Origin of the sequence: Streptomyces sp. NPDC019890 (genome assembly GCF_044903445.1) — a bacterium.
Taxonomy (GTDB): Bacteria; Actinomycetota; Actinomycetes; order Streptomycetales; family Streptomycetaceae; genus Streptomyces.
In genome coordinates this window covers 332,013-345,900 of record NZ_JBJDQK010000005.1, presented here as the reverse complement: position 1 = coordinate 345,900, position 13,888 = coordinate 332,013, and the positions used below count along the sequence as shown (strand labels likewise).

Here is a 13,888-nt window from a genome sequence, read left to right as displayed (position 1 = left end):
GGTGAAGTCCTGGGCGCCGGTGAAGTCCTAGGCGCCGATGTCGCAGCCGTCCTTGCGCCAGACGGCGACGACCGCCGGCCGGACGATCCTGCCCGGTCCGTCCGGCCAGACGCTCGCGGGCTTCTCGACGGACGCACCGTCGATCTCACCCGGGTGCTGGACCGCGACGAGCACCCGGCGGTCCTGCACGATCGGGCCACAGGTCTCGGCACCCGCCGGGACCGTCAGGAACTGCTTGAGCTCACCGCGCCGCTCGCCGTGGGTCGCGACACCGAACAGGCCGTCGTGGGAGCCCAGCTGGTTGCCGTCCGTGGAGATCCACAGGTTGCCGTGCGGGTCGAAGGTGACGTTGTCCGGGCAGGAGATGGGGCTGACCTTCTCCTTCGGGAAGCCCGCGAAGTAGGTGGCGGGGTCGTTCGGGTCGCCCGCGACCAGGAAGAGGCGCCAGGAGAAGCCGTCACCGGCCGGGTCGTCCCAGTGCTCGGCGAGCTCCAGGATCTGGCCGTGCTTGTTGAGGTTGCGCGGGTTGGCCTCGTCGGCCGGGGACTTGCCGGTCTTGCCGCGGTCGGTGTTGTTCGTCAGTACGACGTAGACGCGGCCGGTGCGCGGGCTCGGCTCGATGTCCTCGGGGCGGTCCATCTTGGTGGCGCCCACCTTGTCGCCGGCGAGGCGGGTGAAGACGTACACCTCCTCGGCGCTCATGCCGGGCACGTGCGAGACGGTGCCCTCGGGGCCCGCCGTGGCCAGCGGAATCCACTGCCCGGAGCCGTCGAACTCGCCGTCGCTCGGGAGCTTGCCGGTGCCGTCGATCTCGGCCGCCGGGGAGTCGCCGGTCAGCTTGGCGACGTACAGGGTGCCCTCGTCGAGGAGGGTCAGGTTGTGCTCGCGGGCGGCGCGGCTCGAACCCTTCTTCATCCGCTTGGACGACACGAACTTGTAGAAGTAGTCGAAGCGCTCGTCGTCGCCCAGGTAGACGACGGGACGGCCGTCGTCGGTCAGCCGCGGCTGCGCGCCCTCGTGCTTGAAGCGGCCGAGCGCGGTGCGCTTGCGGGGCGTGGAGTCCGGGTTGTACGGGTCGAGCTCGACGACCCAGCCGAAGCGGTGCGACTCGTTGGGCTCCTGCGCGACGTCGAAGCGCTTGTCGAAACGCTCCCACTTGCGCTCGGTGGCGCCGGTTCCGATGCCGTACCGCTTGTCCGTGGCACTCGACCCGTTGGCGAAGTACTGGTTGAAGTTCTCCTCGCCGTGGAGGGTGGTGCCCCACGGGGTGGTGCCGCCGGAGCAGTTGTTGAGCGTGCCGAGGACCTTGGTGCCGCTCGGGTCGGCGGAGGTCTTCACCAGGGCGCCGCCCGCGACGGGGCCGGTGAGCCTGAACTCGCTCGTCGCCGTCAGACGGCGGTTGAGGTGGTGGCGCGTGACGGCATTGAGCTTGCCGGTCCGGTGCTCCTCCTCGACCACCACGACACCCAGGCCGTGCGCGGCCCAGGCGATCTCGACCTGCTCGCGGGTGGGGTTGGCCGGGTCGTAGCCCTTGAACATCAGGACTTCGTCCGTGTACTCGTGGTTGGCCACGAGCACCTGGCGGCCGCGCTCACCGTGGAGGGGGAGCAGGGAGAGGAAGTCGTTGTTGTAGCCGAACTGGCCGGCCTGTGCCTCGGCGCTCTGCTTGTCGGCGTCGAAGGCGGGCGCGCCGCGGAGGATCGGCTCGCCCCAGCGGATGACGACGTTCTGGGCGTAGCCGTCGGGGATGGTGACCTGGTCGTCCTTGTTGGGGGCGACAGGGCTGAAGCGGAGGCCGCGGGCGCCTCGCCCGGTGTTCCCGTGGCGGTCCGCCGCGCCGACGGTCGCGGCGGCGGCCTGGCTGCCACCGCCCTGGCCGATGACGGTCGCGGTACCGGCCGCGGCAGCGACGGTCACGACGGCGGCGGCGCGCATCATCGATCGTCTCGACATGGCGCTTGCTATGACATCACCGACATATTCGTTGTCGCTGGTGTTCGGGACCTCGTGGAAGCAGGCGTCGCCGCAGCGGTACCGGCAGGTGAGGGCGGAACGTCCGCCGGGGTGGGGGTTCGTGTTCAACAGCGGCAGCAGTTTGCGCACTTCGTCCTCCTACGGCGCAGCCTGCGCCGACATGGTGTCGGAATATGTCCGGCTGAGACGCTAGGCGTGTACGAGTGCAATGTGGCGGCCGCGAGGTGAACGCGGAATGAATCCGGCGCGGCCGGGGCGGGGTTGGGGTGTGCGCGCGGGGGCGGGGCCCAGGGTGCGGCGGCCGGGCGGGCGCCCCTGCCGGGGTTCGCCGCGGGCGGCGGCTAACCTTACGTGTCTGCCCTGGCCAGGACACCCTCTGGACGCCCGGCCCAAGGACGGACAATCACCGCACTCAACTCATGCGAAAGGCCTCGCACATGGGCATTCGGAGCTTGCTGCGCAAGGTGTTTGGTCGCGATCGTTCGGAGCGCAACGAGTCGGCGACAGCCTCCGTACCGCCCCAGACCGAGCGCACGGACCCGACGAAGGCGACGGTGCCGGCCCCGTCCCCGGCGGAGAGGGCGGCGGACCTGGTCTCGGCGGCGTTCGACAACCCGGCCCCCAGGGTCCCGGCCCAGTCCTCGTCGGACCCGACCCCGCAGACCCGGCAGGCGACGCCCGATCCGGAGGCCAAGCCTGCGGCTGCGGCCGACCCGGCCCCCGTCGAGCCGGAGCCGGTGGCTTCGCCCGAGGCTGAGGTCACGCCCGAGCCCGTGGCAGCGACCGAGCCGGAGCCTGTGGCCGAGGAGCCCGAGCCGGCGGCCGCCGTAGCGACCGAGCCGGAGCCTGTGGCCGAAGAGGCCGTCACCGAGGCCGAGCCCGCCGCCGCGGAGGTTGAGCCGGAGGCCACTCCCGCGGTCGTCGAGCCGGTCGTCGAGCCGGAGCCGGTGGCAGTCGCCGAAGCCGAGCCCGTGGTCGACGAGCCCGAGGTGGAGCCTGCGGTCGAGGAGCCCGAGGTTGAGCCCGCGGCCGAAGCGGCCGTCGCCGAGCCGGAGGCCCCGGCCACCGATGAGGAGCCGGTCGCCGAAGCGAAGACCGAAGCCCCCGCCGTCGAGCCGCAGGCCGACACCGAGGCCGAGCCCGCCGCCGCGGCAGCCGAGCCGGAAGTTGCTCCGGAGAAGCCGGTCGCAGCACCCGAAGCGGTCACCGAACCGGAGGCCGCACCCGAACCCGCGCCCGAGACGGAGCCCGTCGCGGCCGCCGACGACGAGCCCACCCCCGCAGAGCCCGAGCCCGCCGCCGTGCCCGTCGCGGCCGCCGCCGACCCGGAGCCCAAGGCCGCCGTCTCGGGCGGCAAGCCGGCCGTCTCCCGTGCCCGGGTCGCCTCCCGCGCGCCCCAGCTCGTCAACGCCTACGCCGCCGCCGGCGCCGCCCTCAAGAAGAACGGGCTCAGCGGGGCCCGGGCCCGTGTGTATCTCGTGCTGGACCGGTCCGGGTCCATGCGGCCGTACTTCAAGGACGGCAGCGCCCAGGGGCTCGGTGAGCAGGCACTCGCGCTCGCCGCGCACCTCGCCGAGAACGCCGCCGTCGACGTCGTCTTCTTCTCGACCGAGATCGACGGCACCGGCGAGCTCACCCTCGACGCGTACGAGGGCCGCATCGACGAGCTTCACGCCGGTCTCGGCCGCATGGGGCGTACGAACTACCACCTCGCCGTCGAGGAGGTTCTCGCCCTGCACGCCAAGGCGGACACGGACGCCCCCGCGTTCGTGATCTTCCAGACGGACGGCGCGCCCGAGTCCAAGACCGCTGCCACCGCCGCGCTCGCAGCGGCCGCCGACAAGCCCGTCTTCTGGCAGTTCGTGGCGTTCGGCGAGCACGACGCCAAGGCGTTCGACTATCTGCGCAAGCTCCAGGCCGACAACGCCGCGTTCTTCCACGCCGGCCCCGCGCCCCGCGAGCTCCTCGACACCGAGCTGTTCGAGGGCGTCCTTGCCACCTGGCGGCCCCGGAGCTAAGACACCGGCAGCACCACGGTGACGGCCAAGCCCCCCTCGGGGCCCGGCTCGGCCGTCACCGTGCCGCCGTGCGCCTCGGCTATCGAGCGGACGATCGACAGACCGAGGCCCGCCCCGGGCCCCATCCGGTCCCGCCCCTCCCCCCTCCGGAAGGGCTCGAACAGCGCCGGCACATCCTCCGCCGCGACCAACGGCCCGGTGTTGCACACCGTCAGCACCCCGGACTCGACGCGGACGTCCACCGAGCCGTCCGGCACGTTGTACGCCACGGCGTTGGCGACGAGATTGCCCACCAGCTGCGCCAGCAGCAGCCGGTTCCCCCGCACCACCCCGGCGGACCGGGACGCCGCCGCCTTCACCTCGTGGCGCGCCGCCTCCTCCGACACGACCTCCCCCAGGTCCACGTCCTCCCGCTCCGCCAGCCCCCGCTCGCTGCGCGCCAGCACCAGCAGGCCCTCGATCAGCCGCTCACTGCGCCGGTTGTTGTCCAGCAACACGCGCTTCGTGGCGGCCAGTTCGTCCGGCGAACAGCCCGCGTCCAGGCCGACCTGGATCGCCGTTCGCTGCGTGGCCAGCGGCGTCCGCAGCTCGTGCGACGCATTCGCGATGAACCGCCGCTGACTGTCGAACGCCTTCTGCAGCCGCGCCAGCAGCGCATCCAGCGTGTCCCCGAGCTCCTTCAGCTCGTCGTCGGGACCGCCCGCCCCGATCCTCTCGTGCAGCGTCCGCTCCGAAAGACGCCGTGCCTTCGCCGTCATCTCATGGACCGGCCGCAGCACCCGCCCCGCCGTCCACCACCCGACCACGACCGCACACAGTGCCGTCCCCAGCAGCGCGAACGCCGACCAGATCAGCATCTGCTGCCCCGCCGCGTCCCGGACGCTGTCCGTCAGCTGGACGATCGTGCCCCCGCGCACGTCCGTCACCGGCAGCGCGGGCACCGCGCGCGCCCTGATCGCCGCGACCTCGTCCTCCGTACCGGCCCGGGAGAGCAGATTGACGATCCCGAGCAGACCCGCCCCGAGGACCAGAAAGACACCCCCGTAGACGAGCGCGATCCGCGTACGGATCGTGGACCCGGGTCCGATCACAGCACGTACCCCACACCCTGCACCGTACGGATCAGCGCCGGCTCCCCCAGCTTCCCGCGCAGCTTGCTCATGCACACCCGCACCGCTCCCGTGAACGGATCCGTGTGCGCGTCCCAGGCCCGTTCCAGCAGTTCCTCCGCCGAGACCGTCGCACCGTCCGCCTCGAGCAGGATCTGAAGCACCGAGAACTCCTTGGGGGAGAGGTCCAGATCCCGCCCGTCCCGCTCCGCCGTGCGCCGCACCGTGTCCATCCGCACCCCGTGCCGCTCCAGCAGTGGCGGCACCGGCCGGGCGCTGCGCCGCCGCAGCGCCCGCACCCGGGAGACCAGCTCGGGGAACTCGAAGGGCTTGCCCAGATAGTCGTCCGCGCCCAGGTCCAGGCCCTCCACCCGGTCCTCCGTCGACGAGGAGGCGGTCAGCATCAGGATGCGGGTGCGGGACGCCGAGGCGACCAGCTCCCGCGCCACCTCGTCGCCGTGCACCCGCGGCAGATCGCGGTCGAGGACCACGACGTCGTAGTCGTGGAGCCCGAGATAGGCGAGCGCGGCGTCCCCGCTGTAGACGGTGTCGACGGCGAACCCGGCCCGCCGCAGCCCCGTGGCGACCAGCTCGGCCAGGACTTCCTCGTCCTCGACGACCAGTACCCGCATACCGCCTTCCCCCCTGCTCTCCTTGCCCCCACGCGCCGCCGCTTCTGTCAGGATGCGCCTTTCTACCGGACCGGATGTTTCGCGGACCTCTCCGCGGCGGCTGTCCCGCTCCGGCCCGCCTCGAGATATCGGGGTGAGTCGACCTTCCCGGGGCCGTTAGGATTTCGACCATGGCGGCCACTGGATCCGAGAAGCAGGGGGCGAAGGCGTACTACGTCTCGACCCCCATTTACTACGTCAACGACGCTCCTCACCTGGGCCACGCCTACACGACCGTCGCAGGCGACGTGCTCACACGCTGGCACCGTCAGCGTGGCGAGAAGGTGTGGTTCCTCACCGGCACGGACGAGCACGGTCAGAAGATCATGCGCACTGCCGAGGCGAACAACGTCACGCCCCAGGAGTGGTGCGACAAGCTCGTCGAGGAGGCATGGAAGCCCCTCTGGGAGCATCTGAACGTCGCGAACGACGACTTCATCCGTACGACGGAGAAGCGGCACACCGACCGTGTGCAGGAGTTCGTGCAGGACCTGTACGACAAGGACGAGATCTACAAGGGCGGGTACGAAGGCCCGTACTGCGTGGGCTGCGAGGAGTACAAGCTCCCCGCCGATCTGCTGGACGGCGAGGGCGAGTACGCCGGGCAGAAGCTCTGCCCGATCCACAAGAAGCCGGTGGAGATCCTCAAGGAGGAGAACTACTTCTTCAAGCTCAGCGAGTACGGACCGAAGCTGCTGGAGTTCTACGAGGCCAACCCCGGCTTCATCCAGCCCGAGTCCGCCCGCAACGAGGTCGTGAACTTCGTCAAGCAGGGCCTGCAGGACCTCTCCATCTCGCGCTCGACCTTCGACTGGGGCGTCCCGGTGCCGTGGGACGAGAAGCACGTCATCTATGTGTGGATCGACGCGCTGCTCAACTACGCGACGGCCGTCGGCTACAACGAGAACCCGGCGAAGTTCGCCGAGACCTTCCCGGCCGATGTGCACCTGGTCGGCAAGGACATCCTGCGCTTCCACGCGATCATCTGGCCCGCGATGCTGATGGCGAACGGCCTGCCGGTGCCGGGTCGCGTCGCCGCGAACGGCTGGCTGATGGTCGGCGGCGAGAAGATGTCCAAGTCGAACCTGACGGGCATCAAGCCGCAGGACCTGACCTCGCACTTCGGCGTGGACGCGTACCGCTGGTACTTCCTGCGCGCGATCGCGTTCGGCCAGGACGGCTCGTTCTCCTGGGAGGACTTCACCGCCCGCTACACGAGCGAGCTCGCCAACGACTACGGCAACCTCGCCTCCCGCGTCGCGGCGATGGTCGGCAAGTACTTCGGTGGCACGCTGCCGTCCGCCGACGCCTCCGGCGAGGCGGAGAAGGCCATCCAGGAGGGGCTCGCGAAGGCGGTCGCCGAGGCCGACCGGAAGATCGGCGAGGAGCTGGACTTCCAGGGCGGCATCCTGGCGGTCTTCGACTTCGTGAAGCAGGTCAACGGCTACATCACCGAGCAGGAGCCGTGGAAGGTCGCGAAGGACGACTCGCCCGAGGGCCAGGCCCGTCTTGCGACGATCCTGTACACGGCGGCCGAGTCCCTGCGGGCGGTCGCGGTCCTGCTGAACCCGGTGATGCCCCAGACCTCGCAGGCGCTGTGGGAGTCGCTGGGAGCCGAGGCCGCGCTGGGCGCGCTGGCGGACCAGCAGGTCCAGCACGCGGGCGAGTGGGGCAAGCTCTCGCCCGGCGCGACAGTGACCAAGGGCGCGGTGCTGTTCCCGCGCCTGGAGGAGCCGAAGAAGGCGTAGGCCCCTGCCCGGCCGATCAGGTCGGACGGGGTCCAGTACGTACGCGTACGTCGTCGCACACGCCAGTCCCGAAGGGGCCCGCAGCACGCGGGCCCCTTCGGCTTTCCCGCCCCGCGGCCGTGCGGCGCGTCACCTCACTCGCCCAGCGCCGCTGCGTCGCCCATCACCACCACCGGCCGCTTCGCCGGATCCAGCCACCGCAGCAGTTGCTCCATCCGCTCGAGCGGCAATGAGATGCAGCCCTGTGTGGGCCCGCCGTGGTCGACGTGGATCCAGATGCCGCCGCCCTTGTCCGCGCCGAGCGGCCGGGTCCAGTCCAGCGGCGTGGTCCCCGGCTCGCGGTTGTAGTTGATGGCCACGACATGGTCGAAGGAACCCTCCAGGGGCTCCCCCTCGAAGCCGGTGCCGGGCGCGTCGAAGTCGGGTCCTTCGTCGTACGGGAGCTTCGTGCCCGGGTTGGGCAGTCTGCCCCCCGCGTCCGTGAGGCCGAAAACCCCGATCGGGGAGCGACGGTCGCCCGCCTCATGGTCGTCGGTCCAGCCGAGCAGCCCGTTGTGCGCCGGCCATGCACCGGTCACGGGCCGCCAGCCCAGGACGGGATCACGTTCATAGAGCACGGCGACGGACCGGTTGGAATCGGGGCCCTGGCCGACCACCACCACCGCCTGCCGGCTCGCCGGGGTGATCTCCGCGCGGATCCCCGGTCCGAGAGAGGGGATCTCCCGCGCCCGGCCGGCCAGCGCCTCGGGGCCGGAGTGACTGCCGGGGCCCGACCTGCCGACGGCGCTCGCGCTCGGGGACACATTCGCGGCCGCCGGCGCCACCTTGCCGGTATCGCCCGCGCAGCCGGTGAGCAGCAGACCGGCAACGGCCAGGGCGACCGCCGGGAACGATCCTGTGCGGAGGGACATGTGCGGGCCTTTCAGTTCGGGGACGTGTCGTGCTGCTGCTTCGGGGCGGGGTGGGGGCGACCTCGGCCCCGGCGACGTCAAATCGGACGTTTAAGATCATCCGTTGCGTTTCGGTCAGAGCGCGTGAGGCGTCGCCGGAGACACAGAGGCTGACGAAGACGGCGGAGCCCAGCCCTCGACGAGTACACCGATCAGTGCGGTGTACTCCGGGCGGCGACACCTGCCTGGAAGTCGCCGTCGCCGGCCAGGGTTGCCCGCGACAGCCGAGAAGGGGCCCGGAACCTTTCGGTTCCGGGCCCCTTCCGGGTGCGTTACGACGTAGAACTACTCGCCGGACTTGGCGACCGGCTTGCGCAGCGCGATGTTCAGCTCGCGCAGACGCGCCTCGTCCAGCTCCGTCGGCGCGCCCATCATCAGGTCCTGGGCGTTGCCGTTGAGCGGGAAGGCGATCGTCTCGCGGATGTTCGGCTCGTCGGCCAGCAGCATCACGATGCGGTCGACGCCCGGGGCGATGCCGCCGTGCGGCGGGGCGCCGTACTGGAAGGCGCGCAGCATGCCGGAGAACTCGTGCTCGACGGTCTCGCGCGAGTAGCCCGCGATCTCGAACGCCTTGAACATGATCTCGGGCTCGTGGTTCCGGATCGCGCCGGAGGACAGCTCCACGCCGTTGCAGACGATGTCGTACTGCCAGCCCAGAATGTCCAGCGGGTCCTGGGTCTGAAGGGCCTCGAGGCCGCCCTGCGGCATCGAGAAGGGGTTGTGCGAGAAGTCGATCTTTCCGGTCTCCTCGTCCTTCTCGTACATCGGGAAGTCGACGATCCAGCAGAACCGGAAGACGCCCTCCTCGAAGCGGCCCGCCCGCTTGGCCGCCTCGACGCGGACCGCGCCCATGATCTTCGAGACCTCGTCGAAGTCACCCGCGCCGAAGAAGACCGCGTGGCCGGGCGCGAGCGCGAGACGCTCGGTGAGAACCTTGACGTTCTCCTCGGTGAGGAACTTGGCGATCGGGCCGCTCAGTGTGCCGTCCTCGCCGACCCGCACCCAGGCCAGGCCCTTCGCGCCGTGCTCGACGGCGTAGTCACCGAGACCGTCGAAGAACTTCCGCGTCTGCCCCGCGGTGTCCGGCACCGGCAGCGCACGCACGTGCTTTCCGGCGAAGGCCTTGAACTCCGAGCCCTCGAAGACGTCCGAGATGTCGACGAGCTCCAACTGGGCACGCAGGTCGGGCTTGTCGGAGCCGTACTTCAGCATGGCCTCGCGGAACGGGATCCGCAGGAAGGGGGAGGTGACATGACGGCCGCCGCCGAACTCCTCGAAGAGTTCCGTCATCAGCTTCTCGACGGGCTGGAACACGTCCTCCTGCTCGACGAAGGACATCTCGATGTCGAGCTGGTAGAACTCACCCGGCGAACGGTCGGCGCGGGCGTCCTCGTCGCGGAAGCAGGGAGCGATCTGGAAGTAGCGGTCGAAGCCCGAGATCATCAGCAGCTGCTTGAACTGCTGCGGAGCCTGCGGCAGCGCGTAGAACTTGCCGGGGTTCAGCCGGGAGGGCACCACGAAGTCGCGCGCGCCCTCGGGGGAGGTCGCGGTCAGGATCGGGGTCGCCATCTCGTTGAAGCCGAGCGCGGTCATCTTGTGCCGGATGGCGGAGATGACCGCCGTACGCAGCATGATGTTGCGGTGCATGCGCTCGCGGCGCAGGTCGAGGAAGCGGTACTCGAGACGCCGCTCCTCGCCCACCCCGTCGTCGGTGTTGATCTGGAACGGCAGCTGCTGCGCCGCGCCCAGCAGTTCGACCGCGGAGACCTCGACCTCGATCTCACCGGTCGGCAGCTCGGGGTTGATGTTCTCCGCGCCGCGCGAGACGACCTTGCCGTCGACGCGGACGACCGACTCCTTGTTGACCTTGTCGAGGGCCTCGTACGCGGGAGTGCCGGGGCGGGCGACGAGCTGCGTGATGCCGTAGTGGTCGCGCAGATCGATGAAGAGGATGCCGCCCAGGTCTCGGCGATTGTGCAGCCAGCCGCTCAGCCGGACGTCGGCTCCGACGTCAGAGGCGCGGAGCTCGCCGCAGGTGTGGGACCTGTACCGATGCATCGTCGTTCATCCAGTCTTAGCGTTTTGAGAGGGGGTGGGCCCGTCAAGGGTACCGGCCGGTTCCCCTTCACCCCATTGACATACGCATGCCAGCAGGCTGGCAGGTCACCGCCATGAGGATCGGAATAAAGTAACCCAATGCGCACCGAGGACGTCCTGGCCACGATCGCCACCGGCCTGTGGCGGTGGGACAACGCATCCGGGACGGTCACCCTCGACGCCGAGGCCGCCCGGCTGCTCGGTATGCCCGCCGTACCGGGCGACTTCCCCGAGTCCGTCGTGCGCTCCCGTTTCCACCCGGTCGACTGGAACGAGATCAACGGCGTCGTCAGCCTCGCGATCGCCGAGGAGACCCTCGCCGAGGCGCGGCTGCGGATCGTGGACGAGGCGGGCCGGGTGCTGCGCACCGTACGCAGCCGCTCCAAGCCGATCGCGGTCGACGGCGACTTCCGCCTGGTCGGCATGATCCAGGAGGTGGCCGAGCCGCAGCCGGGAGCCGCCGCGCAGACGCCCATAACCGGCGACTGGCGGCGCTCGCGCGAGGCGTTCCTGCTGGACGCCGGCCGGGCGCTGGCCGAGGCACGCTCCACCGCCGAGGTGCTGCGGGTCGCCGCCTCGCTGTCCATGCCGGGCTTCTCGCCGGACGGGCTCGCCGTCTTCGGGACGGCGGGCGAGCGGCTGACGGTCATCGGGCACCACGGGTACCGGCCGGGCGACGAGAGCCCGTTCATCGACATGCCGCTGGACACGGACTATCCGGCGGCGGACGTGGTACGCACCGGGCGCGCGGTGTATCTGCCGACACCGCAGGAGTACCGCCGCCGCTACCCCACCACCTGGCCGCTCGCGGAGCCCTTCGGGCGGGAGTCCTGGGCGTACCTGCCGCTGATCGTCGCGGGGCGCACCATCGGCGCCTGGATGGCCGCCTTCAAACACCCCGTCGCCTTCACGCCCGACGAACGGTCCGTGCTGACCACCGTCGCCCGGATGCTGGCGCAGGCCCTCGCCCGGGCCGGTGTCGCCGACTCCGAGCGCGAACTGTCGCTCGGCCTGCAGCGCTCGATGATGCCGGTGCTCGGGCCCGAGGTGCCGGGGATGGCGATCGCCGCGCGGTACGTCCCGACGGGCGGCGGACTCCAGGTCGGCGGCGACTGGTACGACATGATCCCGCTGCCGTCGGGGCGGTTCGCCGTGGTCATCGGCGACGTGCAGGGCCACGATGTGCGCGCCGCCGGACTGATGGGCCAGCTGCGGATCGCCCTGCGCGCCTACGCCTCCGAGGGGCACCGGCCCGACGCGGTGCTCTCCCGCGCCTCCCGCTTCCTGCACGGGCTGCATGATTTTTTCGGGGCCGATGCGCACGACGAAGGCGACCACTTCAGCCCCCGCTTCGCGACCTGCCTCTATCTGGAGGTCGAACCGGCCACCGGCAGCGTCGAGATCGCCCGGGCCGGCCACCCGGAGCCGATCGTCCGCACCTGTGACGGCACGGTGCTGGTGCGCCCGACCGAAGGCGGACTGCCGCTGGGCATCGACCCGGACACGGACTATCCGACGACGCGGCTGGTCCTTGAGCCCGGCGAGACGATGCTGATCTGCACGGACGGTCTCCTCGAGACGGGCGGGCACGATCTGGACACCGGGTGGACCCGGCTGCGTACGGTCCTGGAGGAGCACGCGGACCAGTCGCTGGAGGAACTCGCGGACGCCCTCGTGCACGCGGTGCACGGCCCCGGCTCGCACCACACGACCGGGCCGCTCGCGGACCGGCGCGAGGACGACATCGCGGTCCTGCTGCTCGGCCGGGACGGAACGCCGGCCCGGCGAGCGCCGCGGCGCACGGCGATGAGCGTGGCCCAGGCCGAACCGGAACGGATCGCGGCCGCCAGGCAGCAGCTGCGCGAGCTCCTGCACGACTGGGCGGACCAGGAACAGATCGACTCCGCGGTGCTGATGGTCTCCGAGATGGTCACCAATGTGCTGGTCCACACGGACGGGCACGCGCTGCTGGTGGCCGAGGTGACCCACGACGCCGCACGGCGGCTGCGCGTGGAGGTCACGGACACGAGCGACGAACTGCCGCACAAGCGCCGGCCCGGCGAGCTGGCGTCGTCGGGGCGTGGCCTGCTGCTGACGGAGGTGCTCGCGGACGCGTGGGGCGTGGAGCCGCGGGGCGAGGGCAAGTCGATCTGGTTCGAGCTCCACGAGCCACCGGCGCGCTACGAGCCGTCGGCGCCGCTTTCGTAGCGCCTGCGCAGCTCACCGATCACCCCGAAGGCGGCGGCGGTGACCGGCACGGCAAGAAGCATGCCGAGGATGCCCGCGACGGATGCGCCCGCGGTGATCGCCAGCATCACGACGGCGGGGTGCATCCGCACCAGACGGCTCTGGATCACGGGCTGGAGCACATGCCCCTCCAGCACCTGCACCGCGAGGACCACGCCCACCACCCAGAGGGCGATCACAATTCCCCGGTCGGCGAGCGCGACGAGCACGGCGACGGCACCGGAGATGAAGGCGCCGAGGTAGGGGATGTACGCGCCCACGAAGACGAGCGCGCCGAGTCCGACGGCGCCGGGGACGCGGAGGATCAGCAGGCCGACGGTGATGCAGAGGGCGTCGATGAGCGCGATGAAGGTCGTCCCGCGCATAAAGCCCTCGACGGCCTCGAAGGCGCGCCGCCCCATGGCCTCGACGAGGTCCCCGGTCGCCCTCGGCGCCAGCGACCTCAGGGCTCCGGCGGCCTTGTGCGAGTCCCGCAGAAAGAAAAAGCTGAGCAGCAGCGCGAGCACGCCGGTGGCGATCACCTCCCCCACCACGCTGAGCCCGCTGATCACCCCGGACGCGGCGGTCCCGCCGAACTTCCCGAGCAGTTCCTTCGAGTTCTTGGCGAGATCGTCGAGCGAGGTCCCGGCGGCCCCGAAGTGCTTGGCGAGATCCTTGGCGGCCTGCCGCAGCGAGGCGGTGATCTGGTCGCCGGTCTCGACGAGCGCACTGACGACGATGTAGGTGACCCCGCCGAAGACGGCGACCACCGCGGCACAGGTGAGCCCGGCGGCGAGCGACCGATGCATCTTCATCCTGATGAGCCGCCGGTTCAGGGGCCCGAGAAGAGCGGTCCCGAGCAGCGCGAGCAGCACCGGTGTGACGGCGGTCTTGAGGGTGATGACGAGCCAGATCCCGACGGCGGCCACACCTGCGACCAGCAGCGCGACTGCACACCAGGCGGCGAGCCGCCGCACGGGCTCGGGAAGAAGGGTCTGCACAGGGCCCAGCCGACCACGGCGGGTGCCACCCCGTCCCGCCCACCGGGGCCGGGCGGGTGAGGCACCCTGGTCGCCTCAGCTCACATGCCGGGCA

The 13,888-nt window shown here is 70.9% G+C and carries 9 protein-coding genes; 3 read left to right on the top strand and 6 right to left on the bottom strand.

Going from position 1 to position 13,888, the window contains the following annotated elements; translation table 11 throughout:
• Nucleotides 1-27 precede the first annotated feature (27 nt).
• Nucleotides 28-2,103: a PhoX family protein gene (locus ACI2LP_RS16605; protein WP_404725226.1), complete on the bottom strand. Its 2,076-nt coding sequence runs from the start codon at nt 2,101-2,103 to the stop codon at nt 28-30.
• 308 nt (nt 2,104-2,411) lie between these two features.
• Here ACI2LP_RS16605 and ACI2LP_RS16600 point away from each other — a divergent pair, with 308 nt between their 5' ends.
• Complete coding sequence (locus tag ACI2LP_RS16600; protein WP_404725225.1) at nt 2,412-3,992, top strand: VWA domain-containing protein; 1,581 nt, start codon at nt 2,412-2,414, stop codon at nt 3,990-3,992.
• Here the strand turns inward: ACI2LP_RS16600 and ACI2LP_RS16595 are convergent.
• A complete protein-coding gene (locus ACI2LP_RS16595; RefSeq protein WP_404725224.1) occupies nt 3,989-5,083 on the bottom strand; it encodes a sensor histidine kinase in 1,095 nt (364 codons plus the stop codon). The two genes, ACI2LP_RS16600 and ACI2LP_RS16595, sit on opposite strands and share 4 nt — an antisense overlap.
• Nucleotides 5,080-5,733 (bottom strand): response regulator transcription factor, encoded by a 654-nt coding sequence (locus ACI2LP_RS16590; protein WP_404725223.1) that lies wholly within the window; start codon nt 5,731-5,733, stop codon nt 5,080-5,082. The genes ACI2LP_RS16595 and ACI2LP_RS16590 overlap by 4 nt, the downstream gene beginning before the upstream one ends.
• A gap of 170 nt (nt 5,734-5,903) precedes the next feature.
• Here ACI2LP_RS16590 and metG point away from each other — a divergent pair, with 170 nt between their 5' ends.
• On the top strand, nt 5,904-7,520 hold the full coding sequence (gene metG / locus ACI2LP_RS16585) for a methionine--tRNA ligase (protein ID WP_404725222.1): 1,617 nt from the start codon (nt 5,904-5,906) through the stop codon (nt 7,518-7,520).
• Nucleotides 7,521-7,654: 134 nt separating this feature from the next.
• Here metG and ACI2LP_RS16580 read toward each other — a convergent pair whose 3' ends face one another.
• A complete protein-coding gene (locus ACI2LP_RS16580) occupies nt 7,655-8,431 on the bottom strand; it encodes a L,D-transpeptidase family protein (protein WP_404725221.1) in 777 nt (258 codons plus the stop codon).
• A gap of 324 nt (nt 8,432-8,755) precedes the next feature.
• A complete protein-coding gene (gene aspS, locus ACI2LP_RS16575; RefSeq protein WP_404725220.1) occupies nt 8,756-10,528 on the bottom strand; it encodes an aspartate--tRNA ligase in 1,773 nt (590 codons plus the stop codon).
• Nucleotides 10,529-10,666: 138 nt separating this feature from the next.
• Here aspS and ACI2LP_RS16570 point away from each other — a divergent pair, with 138 nt between their 5' ends.
• Nucleotides 10,667-12,775 (top strand): SpoIIE family protein phosphatase, encoded by a 2,109-nt coding sequence (locus ACI2LP_RS16570; RefSeq protein ID WP_404725219.1) that lies wholly within the window; start codon nt 10,667-10,669, stop codon nt 12,773-12,775.
• On the opposite strand, the gene ACI2LP_RS16565 is transcribed toward ACI2LP_RS16570, so the two are convergent.
• Nucleotides 12,748-13,794, bottom strand: a complete 1,047-nt coding sequence (locus tag ACI2LP_RS16565; RefSeq protein WP_404725218.1) for an AI-2E family transporter — start codon at nt 13,792-13,794, stop codon at nt 12,748-12,750. The genes ACI2LP_RS16570 and ACI2LP_RS16565 overlap by 28 nt on opposite strands.
• Nucleotides 13,795-13,888 lie beyond the last annotated feature (94 nt).